Genomic DNA, 24,313 nt, shown 5'->3' with positions numbered 1-24,313 from the left:
GGATCGGTCGGGCCGGACGCCACCGTTCGAGTGGCCTCGGCTCGAGGGACGGCTCAGTCCATCGGCGCGGTCGGTGTCGCCTCCGACTCGCTCGAGTCATCGAGCAGGGCAACCGCGATTCGGCCAGCGACGTACGCAAAAGCGTTCGAAAGGTGGAAGAACGCGAGTCCGAGACCAACCCCGAGCACCACTGCGAGGGCTGCTTCCGGGAGTGTGTCGATCGTCCAGGTGATCGGCTCGTCGTTGATCCTGAACAGTTCTTCCGTGTGTGGATACCGGAACGGCACGGTGAGAAACGAGAGTGCGGTGACGAACACGATGAGCAACACGATCGCGACGAACCCGAACCAGAACTTCACCATGAGAAAGCCCAGTCCGCGCCAGGTCGAGGGAGCGTCGAAATATCGTCTCATCGTCGCCAGCAACCCGTCTGACGAGAACCGAACGCCGTTGGTCGTCCCGAGATCGACTGAAAGCAACGCGTTTGCGAGCCATCGTTCGAACCCCGCAAGCAGTCGAGAGCCGATGACAGTGCCGATCAACAGCAGAACGCCGATGCCGAGCACAAAGAGGACGGTTCCGAACCCGAAACCGACGAGAAACACCACTGAGTACACCATTCCGAGTGGAAACGCCACACTCAGATAGCAGAGGTTTTTGTACGTCTGGCGCTCGGCGACGACGCCGACGAGATCGGCGACCGAATAGCTACGCTCGCGGTTCGGCCGGTCTGCAGATGACATTTCGACTGACTGTTATCACACGCGGATAAAGAGGGTCGCGTTCAGTTACAGAAGCAGAAATCGCGTGACGAGCGGTCCAGCGACGGCAACGGCCTGATGGCGACCGAGCCAAGCGCTCGAGGACTCAGCCGACACGTCGGCCGCCCCACCCCGATCACTGTCTCGAGGGGCTTCGGACAGGCGTTTGTGCCTCGAGTCCGTCAGCGTCGCGTATGACCGAGCCAACGCTCGTCTACGACGACGATTGTGGGTTCTGTACGTGGTGGGCGGACTACATCGATCGACACGGCGAACTGCGTATCGTCGGCTTCAGTGACCTCTCGACCGAACCCGAGCTCCGCGAGCGGCTGCCGACCCACTACGAACAGTGTTCGCATCTCGTGATCGACGACGCGGTTTACTCGTGTGGGGCATCGATCGAAGAAGCACTCCGCCAGACGACCGCCAACAGCACCGTCCGCGACGTCATCGAGTTCGGTCGCCACTTCGAGGAGTACGAACGCGTCCGCGAGTGGGCCTACCGGCAGGTGGCGAACAACCGCGAGACGTGGGGACAACTTGTCTCGAAGACGCCGCCGGCGAGGCGAGAGTCGGAAAACGGTAGGAGCCGCTGAGAGCCCGGTAAGCTACCCAGCCGCCACATCACGTGCCTGCTCTGGCCTGTTAGTTACCATCGTACTCGTCGAGCCACGACTGTACCGTCCCCTGCAGGGCACCGGTGGTGCTCCCTAGATTCAGGATCTGGTAGCCTGATTCGGCCTTCTCGTTGACGTCGTCCATCCCGAAGCCGAGTCCGCCGAGGGGGACGTCGGCCTCGAGCGCCGCGTCCCGAATCCGCTCGACGTGGTCGCCGACCTTCTCGTGGGTCGGTTCGCCCGGATGGCCGAGCGACACCGCGAGATCGAGCGGGCCGGCGAAGACGAAGCCCAGCTCGGGCACCGCGAGGATGTCGTCGATGTTGTCGACCGCCGTCGGGTTCTCGATCGTTACGCCGAGGACGATCTCGTCGTCTTCGGTGCCGGCGTAGTCGTCGGCTGTCCCCCAGCGACTCGCACGGGGACTTGCGAAGCCGCGTCTTCCGGGGTCGCCGTCGTACTCGAACCGAGACGCCTCGAGCGCCTGCCGGACCTCGTCGGCCGTCTCGATCCGCGAGACGAACAGTGATCGAACGCCGGCGTCAAGCGCCTTGCGGATCATCCCCGGATCGGGCTCGGGCAGTCGAACGAGCAGTTCCGTCTCGGTCACGTCTGCGGCCCGAAGCAAATCCTCGAGTCGGTCGCCGTTCCATGGACTCGGCCCGGCATGTTCGAGATCGATCCAGACGAAGTCGAGGCCGAGGTCGCCGTAGAACTCGACGAGCGCCGGACTGTACGTGTTTTCGAGGACGCCGAGGGCGACGCCGTCACCCTCGATCGTTCGTTGAAGCCGGTTGCTGCGGGGAGTGGTCGGCATAGACGACGGACCAGTAGTACGTCAATAAAACTTCGCGGTGAGTCAGCACCGTCGGCTCGAGCGGTCGGCACCGATAGTCGGCCTCTATCGAGACACGATCGGCGACCGAAGGACGCTACCGGGTCTCGTATCGCAGCATGGTTCCGGCGAGGACGACGACGAGTGCACCGGCCGACAGCATGAGCAGCCCGGGAACGAACGAGCCCGTCACGTCGTGGAAGACGCCGATCAGCATCGGACCGAAGAAGCCGCCGATCTCCCCGACGGCGAAGATGAAGCCGACCGCTGTCCCGGTCAACCGCGCCCCGATTCCCTCGAGAGCCGGGGGAATCGCCCGGACGAGCGGTGAGACGCCGCCGATCCCGAACCCGGCGAAGACGATCCCGACGGCGACGCCGATTCCGACCTCGCCCAGGATCATCCCGGCAACGCCGAGGAACGCGACGCTGCCACAGCCCATCAGGGCGAGTCGCCGGGCAGTGAACCGATCGGCCAGCGCGGGAACGACCAACACGCCGACGACGTAGGCGCCGATCAGTAGACTCGTGGCCTGCCCGGCGATGCCGGGCGAGAGCCCGCGCGACTCGAGCACCGTCGGCAACCACCCTTGCAGGCCGTGGTGTAACAGGAGGTACATCGTCCCGATGACGACGACCAACCGAAGCTCACGGTGGGAGAGCACCAGCCGCAGGTCGTCGACGATCGACTCGAGGGAAAACGAGTCGGTGTCAGCCATCCGGCCGTCGATGTCGACGCGCCACGTAACGAGCAGCCAACAGAGGCCGTAACCGACGGCGACGACACCACTCCAGAAAAACAGCGGTCGCCAGCCGCCGAGCCACGGTCCCAGCACCGGGCGTCCGACTGCGAACACGAGCGCAGAGCCAGCCGAGGCCCCGATGAGATAGATCGCGGAGGGCCGCCCGGTCGCCTCGGGCGGGAACAACACGCCGACCAGTTTCGGAAGGCCGAACGTTATAGCGGTCGCGCCGACGCCGAGAAGGAGCGTCGCGGCGAGCAGCGACGGAAAGCCGGCGGCGGAGCTTCGAACGAACTGGGCGATGCCGTAGATCAGCACGCCGACCGCGAGGCTTCGACCGGGGCCGACTCGGTCGACGGCGAGCCCGGAAAACAGCGCAAGCGGGATGTACGTCAGCGGCACCGCACCCGCGAGGATCCCGGCTTGCGTACTCGAGAGATCGAGATCTGCGATAATCGCCGAGAGGAACGCCGGCAGCGAGAACCAGACGAACATCAGACAGGTGTAACTCCCCGCCGCGAGGACGACGAGGCTGTACTCCTGTCGGTATCCACTGCCATTAGTTCCCATGAAGTCGGGGGTGTGTGCTGACACACCGAGTAGGTTGTCATACCGGTCGTATCGACCGGATGGCACAGCGATCGCATTGTCGTCGTGTGATCGGCTGTGCAGTGACGACCAGTGGCGGCGGGAACTACACCCACGTGGGAATTATATCGGTTGTCGCCGTAGTTGGCGTATTCGGCGGAAGTGACAACCCGTGACATGTACCAACTGCGGAGCGACGGAGTACCCCGTCCAACGCTATCACGTTCATCTGTCCACAGGCCAAGTCGTCGAGTTTGTGCTCTGTGAAGGGTGTCGCCACAAGTTCGTCACTGCAGAGTGGGTCGAGGCTGTGGTTTGACGGCAGTGACCAACGACAGTACACAGTGCTATGGGGAGTACACCAACCGAGCGTGCAAGCGCGGACGGACACCCAGCTGCCGGTCGTCCACTCCCGGAGTTCGTCGACTGGCTCTTCGGAGTCGTCATTGCGCTGAGCGGGCTGTTTCTGATCGTCGATGGGAGCGTGCTCGCGTTTACGGTCGACCGAGGACTCCTCGCGGAGGGCATCGAAGACGGAACGATCACGGTCGCCGTCGGCACGACCGAACTCACCGATGCCGAGTCGATAACGGTCGCTGACGCTGTCGTCTCGTGGGTGGGTCCGGGGCTGCTCTTGACCGGCGGCGGGCTGGTTCTGTTCGCGATCGGATACGTCGTCGTGAGACACCGCGCTCACCGTCGAGCCCGGACAGGCGAGTCCGTCAGCTCGTTTGGCACGTTCGCCGTTCTCGGCGCTGTGACTACCGTCGTGCTTTCTTTCATCCCCGTCTCGCCCGTCTCGCCCGCCGTCGGCGGTGCGCTGGCGGGCTACCTCGAGCGGAACGAATCCGATCGGACGGTTAGCGTCGGAGCGCTCGCAGGGCTGTTGCCCACGCTGCCACTCTGCTCGACTCTTTTGTTCGTGTTCGTCGGCCTGCTGTCCGGACTGTTCGCCATCGGGCAGGCCGGAAACGCGATTGTCGTCGGAACGATCATGCTCCTTTCAGTAGGACTCGTCGCGACCGTCGGTGCCGGTCTCGGCGCTCTCGGCGGGTACGTCGGTGGTCGACTCGCAGACCGCCGAGGGGCGACCGACTGACCTCCGCGTTTCGTCTCCCGAGTCCCATCTCACGGGAGAGGCTGGCACCGCTTACACGGAGACGGTCTCGCCGAGTTCTGGTGCACTCGCGTCGAATCCCTCGGCCTGCAACTCGTCGGCGAACGCCTCACAGCGGTCGCCGTGGTTGATCAGAACCGTACTGTCGCGGTAAGACTCGAGGAACGCGCGGATGCCGTCTCGATCCGCGTGGGCTGAGAAATCGTACTGCTCGACCTGCGCGCTGACGGGCATCACTCGGCCGTCGATTTCGGCGCTGCCGGTCTCGAGGAGGTCGCGACCGGGGGTCCCTTCGACCTGATACCCCGTCATCGTGATTTTGTTCACTGGATTCCGGCGGATTTCGGGGATGTAGGTCATTGCTGGCCCGCCCGAGAGCATCCCGCTGGTGGTGATGATCGCGGCCGTCTGGTCGACGATCCGCTTGCGCTGGCCGTCGCGGCCAGTGACGAAACGAGCGTGTGAGATCGCCCGCCGAAACGCCTCGCCGTCGCGGACGTAGCTGGGATACTGGCGCAACATCTCGGTGACCTGTGTCCCCATCCCGTCGACGTAACACGGGATGTCGTGGGCCGCACAGACGAGCATCAACTCCTGCGTTCGACCGATCGCGAACGCAGGGACGACGACCGTGCCGCCGTCCCAGAGCGTCGTCTCGACGCTCTCGACGAACCGCTGCTCGACGATGGCTCTGTCTTCGTGTTCGACGTCGGAGTACGTACTCTCACAGAGAACGATGTCGGCGTCCGGCCGCGCGGTGGTCCCCGCGACCAAGCGCTGCCCGCTTACTGCGTTGGTTTGGCCGGGTGCGTCGCTCGAGTCGGTGTCGATGTGGAAGTCGCCGGTGTAGAGCAGTCGGGTCTCCCCGTCGTCGACGAGGACGTGAGCGCTGCCCGGAATGTGGCCGGCGTTGTAGAACGTGATTTCGTGGCCGGCGGCCTCGAACGACTCCCGATAGCCGTGGGTCTCCGAGACCTGCGTGACGCGCTTGAGATCCGTCTCGGTAAACGGACAGTTGTACGAACCACCGTGGAGTTTGAGCGTGTCTCGAGCGAGCGTGCGCGCGAGTTCGGCCGTCGGTGGAGTCCAGTGGATCAACGGTCGCGCATCACCCGAGAGGAGGGCGGGAAGCGTTCCGACGTGGTCGAGATGGCCGTGCGAGACGACGACCGCCTCGGGATCGGGCGTCTCGAGGGGAAACTGGGGCGGGTTGGCGGTCAGCATCCCGAAATCGAGCAATAGCGCGTCGTTGACGAGGATCGCGCTGCGTCCGACCTCGCCGGCGCCGCCGAGAAACCGAATGTCCATTACTGACGCTGCGTCCTCGAGCCGTTTTCCTCCATCGCTTCCGGTCGTCGGCCGGCGACCGATCACGCTCGTCCGAGCGCCCGGCGAACCGGGATCGACACCGCTCGGTCGGCGATGTCGAGCACTCCGAATCGGGTGACGGCTCGGCACCGAAAAGGAGTAGGATGGGCTACGTCAAACAGACGCATAGATGAGTACGACACTGGACGAGCGCGACGTCAGGATCATCTTCGCGATCGCCGAACAGGAGACCGACAACACGGAGGTCATCCACGAACAAACGGGGATTCCGAAGTCGACGGTCCACTATCGCTTGCAGAGTCTCAAAGAGGAGGGCGTCATCACGAACGAACTGTACGAACTCGACCTCGAGAAAGTCGGTCTCGGCATCACGATCATCTCCGAAATCTGGGCGGAGTTCGGGGAGGGGTACCACGAGCGGGTCGGCGAACAACTCGCAGATATCGAGGGCGTCAATCAGGTCTACTTTACGATGGGCGATACGGACTTTGTCGTGATCGGGCGGCTCACCTCACGGGACATGGTCGAAGACCTCGTCGACGACTACGAATCGATCGACGAAATCCGGCGCACGAGTTCGAAGTTCGTCATCTCGACGATCAAGACGAACACGGGGATCGGCACGCTGCGTGATTACAGCCAGCAGTCGCTGCTCGATTTTCACCAGCTATCTGCCGACGGCGAGTGACATCCTCTCCGCCGTAAACGGCGGAGCTTCCCACAAGCCGAAGCTTGCTGAGTTGGGAGATTTACGGTTTCACATCCCCGAGGGAATGCTGGCAGTGCCACGCTACCGTTACCCCTATCCACCGTTGAGAAGACGGGGATTCGGAGTTATCTTGTGCTTCCTGCACCCTGTTCGTCTGATGGAAGGGGTGCCTTCCACGACGAAAGGGCGAATCCCGATACAGTCTCATTGGGATAGGGCGGATAGACCGCCTCGGATAGCATTCAGTCCGCCGTAGAACCTCTTAAAAATACGTGCGGGCGCTGTATCCCCGCGCTGAAGCGCGAGGTTTTAGCGCCCTACTCCGCTTGATAACCGTCTCGTCACGCCGGAGTGGATGCAGTGCAATCGCCACCCGGCGCAGTCTCGGGCAGCCTCGAATGTAATACCGTCTCGAGGCGTTCGAGTGGGTTATTCGTAGGCGGCGATACCGGTCAGATCCTCACCGAGGATGAGGGTATGGATGTCGTGGGTCCCCTCGTAGGTGTAGACCGTCTCGAGGTTCGCCAGGTGGCGCATCGGCGAGTAGTCGGTCGTGATGCCGTTGCCGCCGAGCATCTCGCGAGCGATGCGAGACTGGTCGCGAGCCATGCGGACGTTGTTGCGTTTGGCCATCGAGACGTGCTGTGGCCGCAACTCGCCGCGTTCTTTGAGTTCCGTCAGCCGGTGGATGAGCAACTGGGCGAGGGTGATCTGGGTGGCCATCTCCGCGAGTTTGTCCTGTTGGAGCTGGAAGCGCCCGATCGGGCCGCCGAACTGCTCGCGATCTGTGGCGTACTGGCGAGCCGTCTCGAAGCAGTCTCGGGCGGCACCAACGGCACCCCAAGCGATGCCGAAGCGTGCCTGTGTGAGACACGACAGCGGGCCTTTCATGCCCGAGACGCCGGGGAGGACGTTCTCCTCGGGGACGTGGACGTCGTTCAGGCCGATCTCGCCCGTGATCGAGGCGCGAAGCGACAGCTTCTCGGTGATCTTGTTGGTCGAGACCCCGTCGCGGTCGGTCTCGACGAGGAAGCCCCGAACAGGGGTGTCCTCGCTCGAGCGATCACGCGCCCAGACGATCGCAACGTCGGCGATGGGGGAGTTCGTGATCCACGTCTTCGAGCCGTTGAGGACGTAGCCGTCGGCGTCGCGTTCGGCGTACGTCTCCATCGCCGTCGGGTTCGAGCCGTGCTCGGGTTCGGTGAGACCGAAACAGCCGACAGCCTCGCCAGCGCCGAGTTTCGGCAGCCACTCCTCCTTTTGCTCCTCGCTGCCGTAGGCGTGGATCGGGTACATCACGAGCGCGCCCTGTACCGACGCCATCGAGCGCAGCCCAGAGTCACAGGCCTCGAGTTCCTGCATCAGCAGGCCGTAGGCCGTCTCGGAGACGTTCGGCGAGCCGTAGCCCTCGAGGTTCGGCGCGTAAAAGCCCATCTCGCCCATCTCGGGGATCAGCTCTTTCGGGAACGTGCCGTTTTCGAAGTGTTCGCCGATGTCCGGGCGAACCTGTTCGTCGACGAACTCGCGTGCCGTATCGCGGATCAGTCGTTCTTCGTCGGTAAGCTCTGCCTCGAGGTCGAGATAATCAAGCATTAGTGTGAACCCTCCGTCGTCGCACGAACGGCCTCACAAAGGACGTCCATGCCGAATTCCGCCTGTTCGTGGGTGAGAACGAGCGGCGGGATGAGCCGCAACACGTTCCCATGTCGGCCGGCGCTCCAGACGAGAACGCCGTTTTCGTAGCAGTGCTGCTGAATCTCCTTGACGATGTCGGCATCCGGACTGCCGTCCGCATCTTCGAACTCGACGCCGACGAACAGTCCCTTCCCGCGCACGTCGACGATCTCTGGGGTCGTCTCTGCGACTTCGGCGATTCGGTCTCGGAGGTAGCCACCGAGTTCCGTCGCGTGTGCGAGCAGGTCGTGGGATTCGATGTACTCGATCGCCCGCAGACCACCGGCCATCGCGGGCGCGTTGCCGCGGAACGTGCCGACGTGGCCGCCCGGCCCCCACGTGTCGAACTTCTCGTGGTAGAGCATCGCACCAATTGGGAGGCCACTGCCACCGAGTGCTTTCGCCATCGTGATCGCGTCCGGCGTCACGTCGAAATGGTCCGTAGCGAACCACTCGCCGGTTCGGCCCAGTCCGGTCTGGATCTCGTCGACGATCAACATCGCGTCGTTGTCGTCCGCGATATCACGGAGCCCCTGCAGGAAGCCCTTCGGAGGAACGACGACGCCGCCTTCACCCTGAATCGGTTCGACCCAGATGCCGGCCGGCGTCTCGTGACCGCCGTAGGGGGCCTCGAACTTCCGTTTGACGGCGTCGAGACAGCGCTCGCAGGCATCCTGACTCCCGACGCCCGCGTTGCGGGTCGGGTACGGGACGTGGACGGTGTCCGCGAGCAACGGGCCGTAGCCCTTCTTGTACTTCTTGCCCGCAGTGAGACTGAGCGCACCGGCGGTCGTGCCGTGGTAGGACCCTTCGAAACCGAGCAGGCCGTGTCGACCTGTGTTGTGTTTGGCGAGTTTGATCGAGCCTTCGATCGCGTCACTCCCACTTGGCCCACCGAAGACGACGTTGCTCGCACCGGCCAGCCCGCCGGGGGCGATCTCTCGAAGCTTGTCGATGAGGTCGAGTCGTGCCTCGGTCGGGAAGTCGACCGTGTGCGCGACCGACTCGAGTTGGTTCTGCGTCGCCTCGAGGACGTACGGGTTGGAGTGTCCCACGTTCAAGACGCCGATCCCGGCGAAAAAGTCGAGGAAGGTGTTGCCGTCGACGTCGCGAACCGTCGCGCCGCGGGCTTCCTCGAGTGCGATCGGGATTCGTTTGGGATACGCAACGGCGCTGCTGTCGATCTCCTGTTGGCGGTCGAGAAGTTTTCGTGAGTTCGGTCCCGGAACCTCGTCGACTGATGGTTCCATCGCGAAATGTAGGTCTTCGATTGGCGGGCCTGCAGCCATACCATACTATTTCCAGCACCGCATATATATTTGATGCGAAATCTCACGTGGTTTGCGTTAGACAGCAATAATCTAAGATCGCACTCAGATATTGGATATAATCCAACAGAGTGGGATCACGACAGACGGTGGGCTACCGTCGTCGATGAAACTGTATTGAACTGACAACGCCCCACACCGTCGTCGGTCAATTCGCACGACTGAGAATCAAATATATTCGCCAATCTATATCTAATCCGGTGTCAACTACAGACATTATTCAAATTAACATTTGATCGTGCGGCGTGAATATTAGAAGTGTTTCGAAATTGCTGTGGCTGACGCAATAGAGTGGAAAGAAATCGGATCTAATCCACAATATGCTTCAGATTTTGCTGGATATACAATATCTACGAAAGATACATTAGGTGTCGTATTTATGGCCCATACGGTAACGAAACTCAAAGGGATAATCAATGTCAGATACAACTCAAAGTGGGCTGGAAAAAGCCCTGAATAGCAAAGAGATGCTGATCCTCGCGTTCGGTGCGATGATCGGCTGGGGGTGGATCGTTCTCGCTGGAGATTGGATCAACGAAGGGGGACCGCTGGGGGCGATCACTGCGTTCGTCGCGGGAGGGATCGTCGTCGCGATTGTCGCGATCATCTACAGCGAACTCGCGTCGTCGATGCCGCTGGTCGGGGGCGAGCACGTGTACAGTCTTCGTGCGCTCGGGCCTGTCGGTTCGTTCGTCTGTACGTGGGCGATCGTCTTCGGCTACGTGACGGTCGCTGCCTTCGAGGCCGTCGCGCTGCCGTCTGCGATGGCGTTTATTATTCCCGGGTTCGACGCGATCCCGCTCTGGAACGTCGCCGGAGAACCAGTGTACGCCACCTGGATCGTCGTCGGCGTGCTGGGAACGATCGGGATCACGTACCTGAACTACATCGGCATTCGCATCGCTGCCCAGTTCCAGATCATCATGACCGTCGTCATCGCGTTTGCCGGTGTCGTGTTGATCGCCGGCGCGGTGACCAACGGGCAGCCATCGCCCGATCCATCCTTCGGCGCCGGAACAGCCGGCATCTTCGCCGTCGTGTTGATGACACCGTTCATGTTCGTCGGGTTCGACGTGATTCCCCAGTCTGCAGAGGAAGCCGACATCCCGGCCCGCACGCTGGGCCTGTTGATCTTACTCTCAGTCGGTATGGCAGCGATCTTCTACATGGCCGTTATCTGGGGCTCGAGCCGTGCACTCTCGGGTGAAGCACTCGTCGACAGCACGCTGCCGGCGGCCCAAGCGATGGAAGTCCTGTTCAGCAGCACAGCCGCGGGACAGTTGATGGCACTCGCGGGTATCGCCGGGATCATGACGAGCTGGAACGCGTTCATCATCGGCGGCAGCCGCGCCCTGTTCGCGCTCGCCGAATCGGGAATGATCCCGAAACCGCTCGCGAAGGTCCATCCGGAACACAACACGCCGAGCAACGCGATTCTGCTGGTCGGTGGCCTCTCCGCGATCGCTCCGTTTTTCGGCGAGCAGATGCTCACGTGGATCGTCAACGCCGGCGGCCTCGGCATCGTCGTCGCCTGGTTCCTCGTCGTCGTCTCCTTCCTGGTGCTTCGCTACCGCGAACCCGAGATGGAACGACCGTACAAGGTTCCCGGCGGCCCCATCGTTGGAATCGCCGCGTTCGTGCTGACGGCGTTTTTCATCACGCTGTACCTGCCCGGCGGCCAGTCTGCGCTCGTCTGGCCCTACGAGTGGATCATCGTTCTCGGCTGGTGTGTGCTCGGTGTCGTCTTCTATGCACTCTCCGGTGAGACGTCAGTCGAGACGTCCGAAGAAGTAGTCCAGCGAATCGAAGCGCTGAACGACGACTGAGCGTCGATCGGCGGCTCGAATCGACTGTTTTCCTCAGAAGCCGTCGGAGTGCGACCCGTTCGGTGGCGTCCGTGCGGCCGTTCGTTTCGTCAGCCCGATTAGGTAGACGTCGAGCAGACAGACGATCAGGACGGCGAGCGGCACCGCGACGTCAGTGAAGCTGACCGAGTCGAACTGGAGTGCCGTCACGAAAAACGGCTCACCGATCTCGAGGGCACCCGACAGCGTCCGCGCGCTCAAAAACGCGAGCGCGAGCGCATAGAGGACGAACCAGGCTACGCCGCGTTTCCACTCGCCGAGATACCAGTGGCCGAGGCCGGCGACGAACGCCGACAAGGGGTAGGCCGGCCAGATCGGACGCGAGTACGCACTCATCGGTGGCGATCACCCGATTTGGAACGGGAGCCGCGTTGCTCGCTCGAGTCGGACGAGCGGGGACGACGCCCCGTCGAGTGGACGGCCGTCGGCGTCGTCAACGGCGAGCGACTCGAGGGCATCACGTGCTCGCTCGAGGGCGGTTGCGACGGTTGAGTCAGCGTGTTCCACGGGCGCTCGTTCCTCGACGACCCGCGTTCGCGTCGCCGGCCGGCCGGACAGCACGTTGACGGCGGTTGCTCGAGGGTGGAAATCGTCGGTCGCAGCCGACGACTGGGCGGCGAGTGCGCTCATTACGGCATAACTATACCGCCGCAGGCACCTGCGTGTTTCGGTCGTGCCACCGACGGCTGCTACGCCGAGTGCGCCGGCGACACCTGCACTCGTCGCTTCCGCGTCGACGCGCGGCGAAACCGCCGACTCCGTCTCGAGTTCGGAATACGACCGGCGGGCGAGCGCCGTCGAGCCACGAGTCAGCAGCCGGTAGCAGTCGACCAGCCGATCGTCCGGAATCGGTGAGTCGGCGACGGCTGCGTAGGCGCGGGCATGAAGATAGTCGCTGGCGAGGACGGCCGTATCTCGATCGGTCGTCGACCCCGCGAGCCGAAGCCTGACGTATCCCTCGAGGAATCTGACGGCCTCGCGGACCGGTTCGAGGACGGCCTCGAGTCGCGCTGCATCCGCGGTCAACCCGTGAGCGTCCGCGACGGCGCTGCACTCGCCGGCGACGGTACACAACGCCACCGGGAGCGACCGATCGAGCGGTGACAGCGCGTCGTCGACAACGGTCTGGATCGGTGACGGCAGGTCAGCCGTGGACGTGTGGGTACTCGAGCGGGCGAAACGTCGGATCGTAGTGGAGATGTGTTCAGTCATCTCAAGCAGTGAGTAGGTTCACGACCGACCCGTCGGTTAGGGGGACCACGAGCGGGGTCGGATTGGGGCACAGTCGAACGAAACGGGTTCAGCGAGAGGGCGACGACGTGACAACGGTGAAATAACTCGTTCGTACATGAGTGTACCTATCGTTCGATTGGACCGGGGCGGTCGTCGCCGGGACTCGTGTCGAACAGCTGTGAGTCGTGCAATCCGTCGAAATCGACGGCTTCGGGAAGTTCGACTGTCGGCTCGAGAATATCCGCGAGGATGTGCTCGACCGTTCCCGCGCGGATCGTCTCGAGGTACTCACACCGGTCGAGCGTGACCTGATGAATCTGTGCGCCGTCGAACGCTGCGAGCAACAGTGCTGCGACGGCTTGCGGGTCGTGGTCCTGAAAGACACCGTCCTCGAGGCCGTCCGCGAGGATCTCCTCGAGTGCGCGTCGGATTCGGTCGTCGCTTTCGCGCAGCTTCGCGCGGAAGACGTCGTTGTAGGGGGCTTGTGCCCGCAGTTCGAGTAACGCGGTGTGGAACGCCAACTCGTCGTCGTCTGGCTCGGAGAGAAACCAGTCGACGAACGCGGCGAGGCGCTCGAGTGCGGATCGATCCTCGATCGCGGCGAGTCGGGACTCGAACCCGTCGATGAGGTACTCGATGAACTCGGCGACGATCGCCTCTCTCGAGCCGTAGTGATAGAACAGCGCGGATTTGCTCCGTTCGGTCCGGTCGGCGATCGCCTGCGCGGTGAGATCGCTGTATCCCTCCTCACAGAGCGCTTCGTACGTCGCGGTCATGATCGCTTCGTGGACGTCGGGATCGGTCACTGACTGACCAATCAGTCAGCACTGGAAAAGCTGTTTCGGTCTCACTCCTTTCGATAGCGCCGGATCTCGAACTCCCCGTAGCCGCCGTAGGCAAGTTCGAGCGAGCCGATCCACCAGTTCCACCGCTCCGGCGGTGAGCCGTCGGGGGCATCCGACAGTTCCTCGACGACGGCGTCGGTGGTCAACGTCGCACCGACGTCAGCCTGATACTGGCCGGCGTCTGCGAGGTCGACGGCTTGCCGAACGACGACACGGACCTGTCCGTCCGTCCCGCCGAACTCCTCCCGCAGGCGGGTCTCGAGTCGCTCTGGGTCGATGAACACGGTCGCACGTAGGCGGGGGACGTACTTGACTGTTCGAGCCGACCACTGCACCGGTCGATATCGACCCCGATCAGGGGCGCTGGTGTAGGTCGTATCGATGTTCTTTTGAGCAACGGCCGTCTTCCGTCGGACATGGCAAGTTTCACTGTCGTCGTCGGCGATCCCGATTCCGGGTCGTCCTACCAGCTCGAGGCAGAAGAACAGGACGCAAACCGGTTCATCGGCAAATCGATCGGCGAGGAAGTCGACGGCGGGGCAGTCGGCCTCGACGGCTACACGCTCGAGATCACCGGTGGCTCCGACGAAGCCGGGCGACCGCTCAACCCTGACGTCACCGGCCCGAACCTGCAGGAAGTGCTGATGAAGGAGCGCCAGACGGGCTACAAGCCGTCGCGCGACGGTGAGCGCAAGCGCGTTACGGTTCGCGGAAGCGAGATCTCCGACGCCGTCGCACAGATCAACGCCACGGTCGTCGAGTCCGGCAGCACCGAGATCGACACGCTGCTCGGCGACGGCGAGGACGCCGACGAGTAACTCCGGCCGAATTTTCGTTTCGTCAATGGCAGACCGAATTTCGAGCGACCACCCGTCAGTGCAGACGGTCCGGTCGACGTGTACGGAGACGGCAACCGGCGTCCGTCTCGAGGTACCGGCCGACGATCGCGATGCGTTCCCGACCGACGAGGTCGTCCGAGTCGCCCTCGACGGCGACGAGTGTTTCGCGCGGGTCGAACGAGCGTTGACCGGTGACAATCTCTCGATCCCCGGCATCTACGAGACGCCCGATCAGGCTCGCGACCCGACCGGCGCGACCGATCGTCTCACTGACTGGGTCGACAACCACGACGTGGCGATGGGCGGCTCGGTTCTCGTCGACGTTATCGAACCCGAGTTCCTCTACGGACTCCGCTCACCGGGCGAGACCGTCTACTACGACGCCCACGAGCCACCAAACGACAGTCTCCACGACATCGCGAAAGATCTCGAGGACCAGTAATCCGAGCGCGGATTCGAGGTCACCGGTACCGACAGCGATGGGTATTCGACCGCCGACCGCCGTCAACTGGCGGCTGTTTGGAACCAGTATAGCGCCTTTTTTCCACCTCGAGCGGTAATTCGGAGCTATGAGTGAGTCACTCGAGGAGTTTCTGGCCGGAGATCGGCCGGACGACGTCGCGTTGTTTCTGGCCGACTCGTACGTCTCTGACGACCGCTTGGCTGAGTTCGGCGAGGCGGTCGACGACGGTGTCGTGATCGTCGTCGACGGCGAGCGCGGCCGGAACGCGTTTCAGGCAGCGACCGGGATGGAAGCGATGCAGTTCGCTAAATCCGCGATGGACCTCGAGGGGATCGTCGATGCGGACCTCGCTGGCGGAACCTGTCCCGAAACGCCGGGTGACGGCGACCACGAGGTCCAGTTCATTTTCGCCTTCGCGGAAGAACAGAACGAGGACGTCGGCGGGATCTACGCCGAGGGAGACGTGATTCACGCCTACGCGCAGTGTACCTGTGGAACGGCGTATTCGGACCGCTGGAACCCCGCCGACGCGTAAGCGGGAGGTCAAAACGGCGACACGGATACAGATCAGGCACAACGATCATACTTTTGCGACCGGACGCCGTACACTCGAGCAATGAGTTCTTTCGAAACCCCACACGAGACAGGCCGTGGCTTCGGCCTCTCGAGTCGCGAGGTACAGGTGATCGGCGGCGCGACTGGGCTGATGACGATCACCGTCGCGTTGATGTACGTCTTCGCGTCGACGCCGCTTGCAGTGATCAACGACTACCTCTTTGCGTTTCCGATCGTCGGCGTGCTCGTCTACGGGGCGGCGATCATGGCCGGACAGCTCCTCGCCGAGCGAGGGGTCACGAACGGCGATATGGGGATCGCGTTCGTCGGGATGGTCGTCTTGCAGCTGGCGTTCGGGATCTTCGGAGCCGGCGTCATCTCGATCGCACCACCGGAGACACAGCTAACGGTGCTTGGCATTACGGCGGTGGTCACCGCACTGCTGACGGCGCTCGTCTCGGGGTACATCTACGCGCGCTCGAGGACGTTCGAACACTGGGGTCGGTTCGCGAACTACGCGTTCCTCGGCGGTATCGGCACCATTCTCGTCGGCACGTTCGTCCTGCAGGTGCTGTTGCTGGTCGGTTTCGTCCTCGTCTTCCTTGGCTTTATTCTCCGGCTTGGCTACGAGATCTGGCAGGTTCGCGATCGGCGCAACGCTTCCGTCGGCCTCCAGACCATCGGTGTCTACATCGCCGTCGCTGGTGTGTTCGTCCACGTCCTTCAGCTCGTGATGCGGTATGTCCTCTCGCAGGATTAGGGCGGTGTCGGCGTCTCCCCTCGAGTCGCTCGAGGGGAGTTCTCAGTTCTGGGGTGGCTCTCGAGTCAGTTACTCGTCGGACTGTTCGTCGTCCACCGCGTCGGCCTCGGCGACGACGTCGCGGAACGCATCGAGGATGACCTGTTTCGTCACCGCGCCGCGGGTCGTCCAGTGGTTCGCATAGTCGAGCATATCGTCGTAGATGTCGGGTTTACAGCCCGCGGCCTTCGGGTGGCCGCCGCCGTTGACCTTGCCCGCGACCTCGTGACACAACTGGAACTCGTCGGTTCCCCGAATCGATGCCGAGCCGGCAGGTTTGACGATCACGGAGGCGTCGGCCCCCTGCTCGCGCATCGCTTCGGCGACCTCGTTTTGCGAACAGCGGCCGTAGGTGATTCCGACCGTGTAGCCGCCGATGTCGCGGAACTCCGAACGACCGACCGCCTGCTCGATCAGCGCTTCCTTCTCGACGCGGCGTTCTTCGAGGAACTCACGAACCCAGTCGGGCAGGTCGACGCCGTACTCGCGGACGACCTCGACGTACTCGGCGGGATCGGTCCAGTAGGCGTAGTCCGCGAGATCGTCGCTTCGTGGGTCCTCGCGCAGCCAGAGGTCGTGATCGCGCGTAACGGTCGCCAGTTCTTCGTACATCGGTCCGAACTCGTACTCGAGCGAGCGGTAGACGACGTCCGCGCTACACTCCTCGTCGGAGTCGCCGACGACCAGCGTCGCGCCGGCATCGCGAACCGCCGCGGCGACGTCGTCGTCCCACTGATGGTGGTCGTACCACTCGACGCTATCGCCGGTCTCGAGGGCTGCCTCGAGTTCGTCCTCGACGTACTCGTAGCGGTCCGGCGCTAGGTCACAGACGAAGATATCGATTCCCTCGTCGCCGTACTCGGCGACGCGGGCCAGCGCGTCCTCGACGTCGTGTGGGCTTGCGGGGATCAGCGCGACGGAGTGCGGCGTCGGTTCGGGTTCCTCGAGTGGGTCGTCGGCGTCGCCAGCGAGGACGGGTTCGGCGTCGTCGACGGCATCCGCCGCATCGGTTCGCTTGTCGACGGCATCATCGTCGTCGGGTTCGGGGACGTTCCGGACGTCGTCGTAGGCCTCTCGAATGAGCGCCACGCAGGCGAGGCCGTCGGCGTCGGAGTCGGCGATAACGGCTACGTCGGCACCTTCGAGGGCAGCCGCCGTCTGCTCGTCTTCGAGGTCTTCCTCGAGGGTGTCGGGCAGAAAAAAGCCGGTGCCCGGAAGAACCGATTTCCGGGCGAGCGGGAGATCACCACTGTCGATGAGTTCGTCGTACATGGTTCGTCCTGCGGGCCGGGTGGGGAAGTGACTTCCCCTCTCGAGCGGCGAGACAGGACGGCAGTCAGCGGCTCGCAGCTACTGGGCCGGTGCGTTCGCGTCGTCCTCGCCAGCCATCGGATCGAGCTGTCGAACGGAGAGCACGGGGACGGGTGAGGTCCGCACGATGCGTTCGGCAACGCTGCCGAGCAGGAGGCGGTTCTCGCCGTGGCGGCCGCGGGTCCCGGTCGCGACCAGGTCGGCGTCGATTTCGCGGGCGTACTCACAGATCTCGGCCGCGGGTCGGCCCTCTCGGACGGCGGTCGTGATCTCGGTCCCCTCCTCCGTGCGCTCCTCGACGGTCGCGAGGGCGGCGTCGGCGGTCGTCTCGAGGGCGGTTCGCAGTTCGTCCCGAAGCTGTTGGGGTGAGGCGTCAACCTCGCTGGCGTCGACGACCGAGAGCGCGTGCACCTCGGCATCGAACCGACCTGCGAGGTCGAGTGCGACGTCGATGGCCCGTTTGACGCTCTCGGAGCCGTCGGTGGCGACCACAACCGTATCGAACATGCGTGGTGATTACGACCGAGGCGGCTTAAACACCGGCGGCTCTTCTCCGGGGTCGACGGCGAGTGCTGGCGTCGACCACGAGCGATTGTCGGGTGGCTTTTTGACGACGGGGAACACACCACCGCGTATGGACGACAGCGAGCCGTTTACCGTCGATACCGTTCTCGCGCCGGTCGACGGGAGCGAGGAGTCCGCGACCGCCGTCGAGTACGCCATTGCGATCGCCGATCGCTACGACGCGTCGGTCCACGCCCTGTTCGTACTCGGTCGGGGTGTCGTACAGGGAATGAACGCCGGTACCGTCGACGAGGAGGCCGTTGCGACGGACACGCAGGGCTTTTTCGATCGGATACAGGTCATCGCAGACGAGGCGGACGTGCCGCTCGTCACCGCCGTCGACGACGGCTTCTCTCAGACGCGCAAAACACGTCATCCCGGCAACGTCGTCCTCGACACTGCCGACGCGATCGACGCCGACTTCATCGTGCTTCCCAGAGAGCCGGTCACCGATACCGCGTCGTCGGAAGTCCTAGAAAAGGCAGCCGAGTACGTTCTCGCGTACGCGAGCCAGCCGGTGCTGTCTGTCTGACCGGGCTGTGAACCCGGACGGGAGTCCATCGTCAGTGGTGACTCACTCGAGTTGGATCGCCATCTCCTGTTCGAAGCTCTCGGTGCCGGTCGACTCGAACCCGACGCGTTCGTAGAGCGCGATCGCTGGATTATTCCAGCGCTCAACGGTCAGCCACACCTGTTCGATTCCGATATCGCTCGCGTGGCCCAGCAGGTGCTCGAGGAGTTTCGTCCCGATCCCGGCGCGCTGGTAGTCCTGCAGGACGAAAATCGCGAGTTCCCACTCGATGTCGCCACGGTCCTCGATCGACGACGGATCGTCGGTGTCGGGGACGAGCGTCGCGTGGGCGACGACGTCTTCGCCGTGGCGGGCGACGACGTTGACGCTCTCGTCGGCGATCGTCTCGAGCCAGTTGCGAATGCGCGATTCACCGGTCGGCGGAATCCCCTGTGCTCGATCGGTCGGGTCGAAATGGGCGTACATGTCGACGACGTCGTCGAGCGCGTCCTCGAAGTCAGCTTCGGCGGTGAGTTCGATCGTCCGCTCCTCCCGGTCTTCGAACGTCGTCGGCGGCGAGGGAAACGGTCCGGCCGGCTCGTCGGGGTACGGTCGCGTTCCAACCATCGTTATCGCACCAGTTTGACCGTCGTCGGCGCGTTCAACAGGACGAACTCGGTGATCGGACCAAGCTGAATCTTGCCCATCGGACTCAAGGTGCCGCCGCCGATTACCAACTGGTCGTACTCGCCTTGCTCGGCGTAATCGACCAGCGCACTACCCGGGTCGCCCTCGAGCGTCGTGATCTCCGCGTCGATGTTCGCCTCAGAGAGGAGTTTGTCCGCCTGCTCGGTCATCGCTTCCTGTGAGCGTTTCGCCTCGGGTTTTTCGACGATAGCGACGGTGAGATCGTCGCCGACTTCGCGCGTGCGATCGATCGTGCGCCGAAGCGTCTTGATCGATTCGTCGCTGCCAACGAGGCCCACTAGGACGTTCATACACATGCGTGTGTACCGGTGGACGAAAACCGTTGTGCCACAGAACAGCTACTCGAGTGCGAGTAAGCGTATCTCCCGCATGCGTTGCGCATGACGACGACGTTAAGACCGTGTGGTGAATACGTTGACCGAATGAGTGATGCGGCGCTCGATGTCGTAGAGTTCCTGCTCACGACGAGCGTGTATTCGGACGATCGAACGCTGGATGAGAACGATCTCCCGCCGTCCGTCCGTCGGGTATACTGGACCGGTGGTGCCGACGACGACGGTGACGGGGGAGACGGACGCAAGCACGCCGGCATCAGTCGGCCGCTCTCAGCCACGAACAGTACCGCTCGGGAGGCGACGGGCGTTACCCAGCCCTGGGAGGCCATCTCGGATCTGATGTTTACCGACCGCGACGAGTTCTCGGGAACGATCACCCTCGTCGAAGACAGACTGGCCGAACAGTGGTTCGTCGAACGCGTCGACGACGATCGACTGCGCGAGAACCCGACGCTCGCCAAACACTTCACGACCCACGAGGAGTTCGGCGACAAATTCGACGTCACCCACGAGGAAGCCCGAGAGCAAAACCGCCCGATTCAGGCCGACCGGGTCTGGATCGACGGCCTGCTCGAGGAGTACTTCGACGAGGAAGAGGACGAAGAGATGCTCGACCTCGTCGAGGTCCGCGCGCCCGAGGAAGTCGACATGTCGCTCGAGGATCTCGTGCTCACCGACGATCAGGAGAACGAACTCGACAAGATTTCGAAGGCGATCGAACACCGCGACTACCTCGCGAACATCGGTCTGCGCGAGATCGGGAAACTGCTGTTCGTCGGGCCGCCGGGAACGGGCAAGACGTCGACGGCGCAGGCGCTCGCCCAGAACATGGATCTGCCGTTCGTCGAGGTCAAACTCTCGATGATCACGAGCCAGTATCTCGGCGAGACGGCCAAAAACGTCGACAAGACGTTCGAGGTCGCAAAACGGCTCTCGCCATGCATTCTCTTCATCGACGAATTCGATTTCGTCGCCAAGACCCGTCGCAGCGACGAACACGCCGCGCTCAAACGCGCCGTCAATACCCTGCTCAAGAGCATCGACAACATCTCGCTGATCGAAGACGACGTCTTGCTCATCGGCGCGACGAACCACCCCGACCAGTTAGACGACGCCGCCTGGCGGCGCTTCGACGAGATTATCAACTTCCCCAAACCCGACCACAACATGCGGGCGGACATCCTCGGAGTCATCACCCGGACGATGGACATCGAGGAGTTCGATCCACAGCTCATCGCCGACGTCACGCAAGGGCTAACTGGCAGTGACCTCCGGATGGTGCTGCGCGAAGCCGTCCTCGAGGCACTGACCGAAGACCGGACCACACTGACCCAGCAGGATCTGCTCGACGCCGTCGAGGAGTTCGAAGAACGGGATACGCTGAAGAACATGGACATGATGGGCGGCGACCACGACGCGCTCGTCGCCGGCGGCGACCTCGGCGGCGACGGCGGCCACTCACACGATCACGGGCACGACCACGACCACAACCACTGACCGGACCACAGTGCCGGGCGAAACGCCCAACTGCCAGCCCGGTGTCGTCGTCGTATGCACGATTTCCATACGCACACGAACTACTCCGACGGGCGGTTTCTCGAGGGCATGGTGGAGGCCGCCGATTCGACCGGACTCGAGGGAATCGGGCTCACGGATCACTGTACGGTCACGGCCCGCGATCGGCCGGCGACCGTCCGGAACGTCTACGGCTTCAATCTGGATTTGACCTACGAGCGCCGGCGGCGGGCGATCGATGAACTTCGTGACCGCAGCGACGTCTCGCTCGAGATTTACGACGGCGTCGAGATGGATTACGACCCGCGCGACGAGCGCGCGATTCGGGAGTTTCTCGCCGAGGCTGGCTTCGAGTATACGCTCGGCAGCGTCCACGCCGTCGACGGGCTGAACGTGCAGGTGCCGAGTAACTTCACGGGCCTGAGCGAGGCGAGACTGGATGCAGTCGTCGACGACTACTTCGAGACGCTCGTCACGATGATCGAGTCGGAACTGTTCGATGTCGCCGCCCACATCGATCTGATCGAGCGGACGCCGCCGTTGAGCGGCCGCGCCACGATCGACCACTACGACCGCGTCGCTCGAGCGTTGGCCGACTCGCGGACGATCCCCGAGATCAACGCCGGACGCGCAACAGCAGCGACGGCGCTCGTCCACCCCGACGAGGCGTTTCTCGAGGTGCTCCGGGAGTACGACGTGGCCGTCACCGTCGGGACTGACTCCCACCGCCCGGCCGAGATCGGCGAGCGGGCCGACTTTCTCGAGCAGTATCTCGCGAGCCGAGATCTCGATCCGGTCAGCCCGCCGGGCCTCGAGTGAGGCGCAGGCCGATACTCGAGGCGAGTCGTGTCCGGTACCCCACTGCTTTTGGCCACAGCAGCCGACGCTTCGGCAATGCCTACGGATCGGAACGTCTACGGAACGGAACTCGAGCCCTGCAGCACGGACCCCACGACCGGGTTTCTCCGAGATGGTTGCTGCCGTCGCGTCGAGGGCGATCGGGGTCGCCACGAGCTCTGTGCCGTGATGACCGAGCCGTTTCTCGAGTTCGGTAAGGCCAACGGCAACGACCTCATTACCCCGAAGCCCGAGTTCGAATTTCCGGGTCTCGAGCCCGGTGATCGGTGGTGTCTCTGTCTCGGCCGGTGGCTCGAGGCGGTGGAGGCGGACTGTGCCCCACCCGTCGTGCTCGAGGCGACCCACGAGGCGGTCTTGCGCGACGTCGAGCCGGACCTGTTGCGAGCCCACGAGTACGACGGCGATTTCGACGTGCGCTAATCGGCCGCGCCGCCGCGGGGAACATCCATATGCCCTGCCTGCCAATCGAGACTTATGAGCGATGAATCGCGAGACGAGGACGCCGTCGATTCGATCGCACCGTCCGGCGAGTGCAGAGGTGATCGCGAGCTGTGCGCGTAACGCTGCTCGGGACGGGCGATACGACCGGGACGCCGACCGTCGGCTGTGACTGTGACACCTGCGAGATGGCCCGCGAGCGCGGCGTTTCTCGAACCCGGTTTTCGGTCCACGTCGAGAACGACCGCACCGGCGAGTCGCTGCTGATCGACTTCAGCCCGGACTTTCGCGCGCAGTTTCTGCGCGACGACGTAGCCCTCCCCGACGCCGCCGTCGTCACCCACATTCACTTCGACCACCTCGACGGGTTGGGCAACGTCTTTCGGGTGTTCGACTCGCTGTCCGTCTACGCGGCCGACGAAACCGACCCCAAGACGGGCAACAGCGTCGCCGAAACCGTCAGCAACGACTATCACTACCTCGATATGCTCGAGGTCCATCCGACGACGCCGCTCGAGCCGGTGCGAATCTGTGGGTTCGACGTAACGCTGGTGCCGGTCGACCACCCGCCGCTCGTGTGTTACGGCGTCGCGGTCGAAGATCCCAAGACAGGTGCGAAGCTGTCGCTCTCCGGCGACACGAGCTACGACATCTCAGACCCCTCCCGCGCGGTGCTCGCCGATCCCGATCTGTTGCTCGCGGATGCGATCGTCCCCGCGCATCTCTGTGAGTACCATCCGCTGGGCGGTCGCCACGAGAACGAGGCCGGCGTCCCCCGAACGTTCGGGACGAAACACATGACGCGAGAGGGCGCCCTCGAGTTAGCCGACGACCTGAACGCCGAGCGGACGCGATTGGTCCATCTCGCCCACTACTATCCGGCCGACGAGGCGTTCGAAGAGCCGCTGGCGGTCGACGGCGAGCAGTACGATCTCTGATCTCGGGGCTGACACGTCCGAATAGACAGTTCTCGGCGACGAACAGGTTTATTCGACCCCCATGCATAGAGCAGGAACGTCTTGCCGAACTCGAACACCACCGACCGGATCGACGTCGGCTCGCGGTTACAACTCAACATCTGGCACCCCGACTGCTGGACGCTCGAGGTTACCGCGAACGCGGCCGGCGGACTGCTCGGCCACGGCGTCCACCAGATTGACGGCATGGCGACCGGTCGGTTTACCGCCTACGCGCGGTCGACGGCGGAGCTCGAGACGCTCGTGGACGCAATCGAGGCGTCGTCGCTGATCGATTCGGTCTGGTCGGTCGACCAGCATCGAGCGACGGTAGCGGCGACACCCCGGACGGAGAACGCGACGACCGGACTCATCGTCCAGTACGATCTCGCGAACAGCATCAACGACGCGCTCGTCTCCCGCGGGTTCATCCCCGACGAGCCCGTCCGCATCACTGACGGCCGCGAGTACTGGACGGTCGTGACCCACGAGGACCGGGACACCGTTCGGCAAAAACTGGACGAGATCCGCGACGAACAGTCGGCGTCGATTACGGTGGAACTGATGACGGCGCTTCGCAACGACGTCGTGAGCGGAATGTTCCGGACCGATCGCCTCTCGGAACGCCAGCGGGAAGTGTTCGAACTCGCCCGAAGCCGACACTACTACCGCTGGCCGCGGGAGGTCTCGGCCGCCGACCTCGCCGCGGAACTCGACATCGCCGAGTCGACGTTTCTCGAGCACCTCCGGAAGGCCGAGGCGAAGCTTCTCGATCCGCCGGAGTGATTGATACGGACTCCTGTCCGTCGTTCCCGGTG

The 24,313-nt window shown here is 63.5% G+C and carries 28 protein-coding genes; 14 read left to right on the top strand and 14 right to left on the bottom strand.

The features are described from left to right. Nucleotides 1-53 precede the first annotated feature (53 nt). Nucleotides 54-743, bottom strand: a complete 690-nt coding sequence (locus GCU68_RS08400; protein ID WP_152940659.1) for a sensor domain-containing protein — start codon at nt 741-743, stop codon at nt 54-56. 212 nt (nt 744-955) lie between these two features. Here GCU68_RS08400 and GCU68_RS08395 point away from each other — a divergent pair, with 212 nt between their 5' ends. Next, nucleotides 956-1,357, top strand: a complete 402-nt coding sequence (locus GCU68_RS08395) for a DCC1-like thiol-disulfide oxidoreductase family protein (protein WP_152940657.1) — start codon at nt 956-958, stop codon at nt 1,355-1,357. 49 nt (nt 1,358-1,406) lie between these two features. Here the strand turns inward: GCU68_RS08395 and GCU68_RS08390 are convergent, their stop codons facing one another. Together GCU68_RS08390 and GCU68_RS08385 are read right to left on the bottom strand one after the other, a co-directional pair. Continuing rightward, nucleotides 1,407-2,195, bottom strand: a complete 789-nt coding sequence (locus GCU68_RS08390) for an HpcH/HpaI aldolase family protein (RefSeq protein WP_152940655.1) — start codon at nt 2,193-2,195, stop codon at nt 1,407-1,409. Between the two features lie 115 nt (nt 2,196-2,310). Beyond that, the gene (locus tag GCU68_RS08385) at nt 2,311-3,525 is read right to left on the bottom strand and encodes an MFS transporter (RefSeq protein ID WP_152943663.1); all 1,215 of its coding nucleotides are present in this window, start codon (nt 3,523-3,525) and stop codon (nt 2,311-2,313) included. Nucleotides 3,526-3,892: 367 nt separating this feature from the next. Between GCU68_RS08385 and GCU68_RS08380 the strand changes: the two genes are divergently transcribed. Beyond that, a complete protein-coding gene (locus GCU68_RS08380; RefSeq protein ID WP_152940654.1) occupies nt 3,893-4,642 on the top strand; it encodes a DUF5518 domain-containing protein in 750 nt (249 codons plus the stop codon). Nucleotides 4,643-4,693: 51 nt separating this feature from the next. On the opposite strand, the gene GCU68_RS08375 is transcribed toward GCU68_RS08380, so the two are convergent. Continuing rightward, entirely contained in the window at nt 4,694-5,968 is a 1,275-nt protein-coding gene (locus GCU68_RS08375; RefSeq protein WP_152940652.1) for an MBL fold metallo-hydrolase, read from the bottom strand. A gap of 190 nt (nt 5,969-6,158) precedes the next feature. On the opposite strand from GCU68_RS08375, the gene GCU68_RS08370 reads away from it, so the two are divergent. Next, nucleotides 6,159-6,677, top strand: coding sequence for an Lrp/AsnC family transcriptional regulator (locus GCU68_RS08370; RefSeq protein WP_152940650.1), 519 nt, complete (start codon nt 6,159-6,161; stop codon nt 6,675-6,677). A 450-nt stretch (nt 6,678-7,127) separates the two neighbouring features. Here GCU68_RS08370 and GCU68_RS08365 read toward each other — a convergent pair whose 3' ends face one another. Both GCU68_RS08365 and GCU68_RS08360 read right to left on the bottom strand, forming a co-directional pair. Then, nucleotides 7,128-8,291 (bottom strand): acyl-CoA dehydrogenase family protein, encoded by a 1,164-nt coding sequence (locus GCU68_RS08365; protein WP_152940648.1) that lies wholly within the window; start codon nt 8,289-8,291, stop codon nt 7,128-7,130. After that, nucleotides 8,291-9,661 (bottom strand): aspartate aminotransferase family protein, encoded by a 1,371-nt coding sequence (locus GCU68_RS08360; RefSeq protein WP_152940646.1) that lies wholly within the window; start codon nt 9,659-9,661, stop codon nt 8,291-8,293. Before GCU68_RS08360 ends, GCU68_RS08365 begins: the two co-directional genes overlap by 1 nt. A gap of 455 nt (nt 9,662-10,116) precedes the next feature. Between GCU68_RS08360 and GCU68_RS08355 the strand changes: the two genes are divergently transcribed. Further along, nucleotides 10,117-11,526 (top strand): APC family permease, encoded by a 1,410-nt coding sequence (locus GCU68_RS08355; RefSeq protein WP_152940644.1) that lies wholly within the window; start codon nt 10,117-10,119, stop codon nt 11,524-11,526. Nucleotides 11,527-11,559: 33 nt separating this feature from the next. Here GCU68_RS08355 and GCU68_RS08350 read toward each other — a convergent pair whose 3' ends face one another. The 4 genes from GCU68_RS08350 to GCU68_RS08335 form a co-directional block, all read right to left on the bottom strand. Beyond that, complete coding sequence (locus GCU68_RS08350) at nt 11,560-11,901, bottom strand: hypothetical protein (protein WP_152940642.1); 342 nt, start codon at nt 11,899-11,901, stop codon at nt 11,560-11,562. A gap of 9 nt (nt 11,902-11,910) precedes the next feature. After that, nucleotides 11,911-12,777: a polyprenyl synthetase family protein gene (locus tag GCU68_RS08345; protein WP_152940640.1), complete on the bottom strand. Its 867-nt coding sequence runs from the start codon at nt 12,775-12,777 to the stop codon at nt 11,911-11,913. Between the two features lie 146 nt (nt 12,778-12,923). After that, a complete protein-coding gene (locus GCU68_RS08340; RefSeq protein WP_193565039.1) occupies nt 12,924-13,604 on the bottom strand; it encodes a TetR/AcrR family transcriptional regulator in 681 nt (226 codons plus the stop codon). A 41-nt stretch (nt 13,605-13,645) separates the two neighbouring features. Beyond that, on the bottom strand, nt 13,646-13,927 hold the full coding sequence (locus tag GCU68_RS08335) for a hypothetical protein (protein WP_152940638.1): 282 nt from the start codon (nt 13,925-13,927) through the stop codon (nt 13,646-13,648). Between the two features lie 132 nt (nt 13,928-14,059). Between GCU68_RS08335 and GCU68_RS08330 the strand changes: the two genes are divergently transcribed. From GCU68_RS08330 to GCU68_RS08315, 4 genes are all read left to right on the top strand, one after another. Beyond that, on the top strand, nt 14,060-14,461 hold the full coding sequence (locus GCU68_RS08330; protein WP_152940636.1) for a 30S ribosomal protein S6e: 402 nt from the start codon (nt 14,060-14,062) through the stop codon (nt 14,459-14,461). Between the two features lie 25 nt (nt 14,462-14,486). Continuing rightward, complete coding sequence (locus tag GCU68_RS08325) at nt 14,487-14,924, top strand: DUF7112 family protein (protein ID WP_152940634.1); 438 nt, start codon at nt 14,487-14,489, stop codon at nt 14,922-14,924. Between the two features lie 127 nt (nt 14,925-15,051). Next, nucleotides 15,052-15,480, top strand: a complete 429-nt coding sequence (locus tag GCU68_RS08320) for a DUF5807 family protein (RefSeq protein WP_152940632.1) — start codon at nt 15,052-15,054, stop codon at nt 15,478-15,480. 81 nt (nt 15,481-15,561) lie between these two features. Then, complete coding sequence (locus tag GCU68_RS08315; protein ID WP_152940630.1) at nt 15,562-16,260, top strand: hypothetical protein; 699 nt, start codon at nt 15,562-15,564, stop codon at nt 16,258-16,260. Between the two features lie 69 nt (nt 16,261-16,329). Here GCU68_RS08315 and GCU68_RS08310 read toward each other — a convergent pair whose 3' ends face one another. After that, complete coding sequence (locus GCU68_RS08310) at nt 16,330-17,571, bottom strand: DHH family phosphoesterase (RefSeq protein ID WP_152940628.1); 1,242 nt, start codon at nt 17,569-17,571, stop codon at nt 16,330-16,332. Between the two features lie 78 nt (nt 17,572-17,649). Continuing rightward, the gene (locus tag GCU68_RS08305) at nt 17,650-18,117 is read right to left on the bottom strand and encodes a universal stress protein (protein ID WP_152940626.1); all 468 of its coding nucleotides are present in this window, start codon (nt 18,115-18,117) and stop codon (nt 17,650-17,652) included. A 127-nt stretch (nt 18,118-18,244) separates the two neighbouring features. Here GCU68_RS08305 and GCU68_RS08300 point away from each other — a divergent pair, with 127 nt between their 5' ends. Further along, nucleotides 18,245-18,706, top strand: coding sequence for a universal stress protein (locus GCU68_RS08300; protein WP_152940624.1), 462 nt, complete (start codon nt 18,245-18,247; stop codon nt 18,704-18,706). 42 nt (nt 18,707-18,748) lie between these two features. On the opposite strand, the gene GCU68_RS08295 is transcribed toward GCU68_RS08300, so the two are convergent. Further along, a complete protein-coding gene (locus tag GCU68_RS08295) occupies nt 18,749-19,312 on the bottom strand; it encodes a GNAT family N-acetyltransferase (RefSeq protein ID WP_152940622.1) in 564 nt (187 codons plus the stop codon). A gap of 2 nt (nt 19,313-19,314) precedes the next feature. Continuing rightward, complete coding sequence (locus tag GCU68_RS08290; RefSeq protein WP_152940620.1) at nt 19,315-19,683, bottom strand: universal stress protein; 369 nt, start codon at nt 19,681-19,683, stop codon at nt 19,315-19,317. 132 nt (nt 19,684-19,815) lie between these two features. Between GCU68_RS08290 and GCU68_RS08285 the strand changes: the two genes are divergently transcribed. From GCU68_RS08285 to GCU68_RS08265, 5 genes are all read left to right on the top strand, one after another. Beyond that, entirely contained in the window at nt 19,816-21,225 is a 1,410-nt protein-coding gene (locus GCU68_RS08285; protein WP_152940618.1) for an ATP-binding protein, read from the top strand. A 54-nt stretch (nt 21,226-21,279) separates the two neighbouring features. Further along, on the top strand, nt 21,280-22,062 hold the full coding sequence (locus tag GCU68_RS08280; protein ID WP_152940616.1) for a PHP domain-containing protein: 783 nt from the start codon (nt 21,280-21,282) through the stop codon (nt 22,060-22,062). 75 nt (nt 22,063-22,137) lie between these two features. Then, nucleotides 22,138-22,521, top strand: coding sequence for a DUF2237 family protein (locus GCU68_RS08275; protein WP_152940614.1), 384 nt, complete (start codon nt 22,138-22,140; stop codon nt 22,519-22,521). A 131-nt stretch (nt 22,522-22,652) separates the two neighbouring features. Then, on the top strand, nt 22,653-23,477 hold the full coding sequence (locus GCU68_RS08270) for an MBL fold metallo-hydrolase (RefSeq protein WP_152940612.1): 825 nt from the start codon (nt 22,653-22,655) through the stop codon (nt 23,475-23,477). A gap of 81 nt (nt 23,478-23,558) precedes the next feature. Continuing rightward, nucleotides 23,559-24,281: a helix-turn-helix domain-containing protein gene (locus GCU68_RS08265; protein WP_152940610.1), complete on the top strand. Its 723-nt coding sequence runs from the start codon at nt 23,559-23,561 to the stop codon at nt 24,279-24,281. Nucleotides 24,282-24,313: the final 32 nt, after the last annotated feature.

Source organism: Natronorubrum aibiense (genome assembly GCF_009392895.1).
GTDB lineage: Archaea > Halobacteriota > Halobacteria > Halobacteriales > Natrialbaceae > Natronorubrum > Natronorubrum aibiense.
The sequence above is the reverse complement of the archived record's forward strand: the minus strand, read 5'-3'. Positions and strand labels throughout refer to the sequence as shown.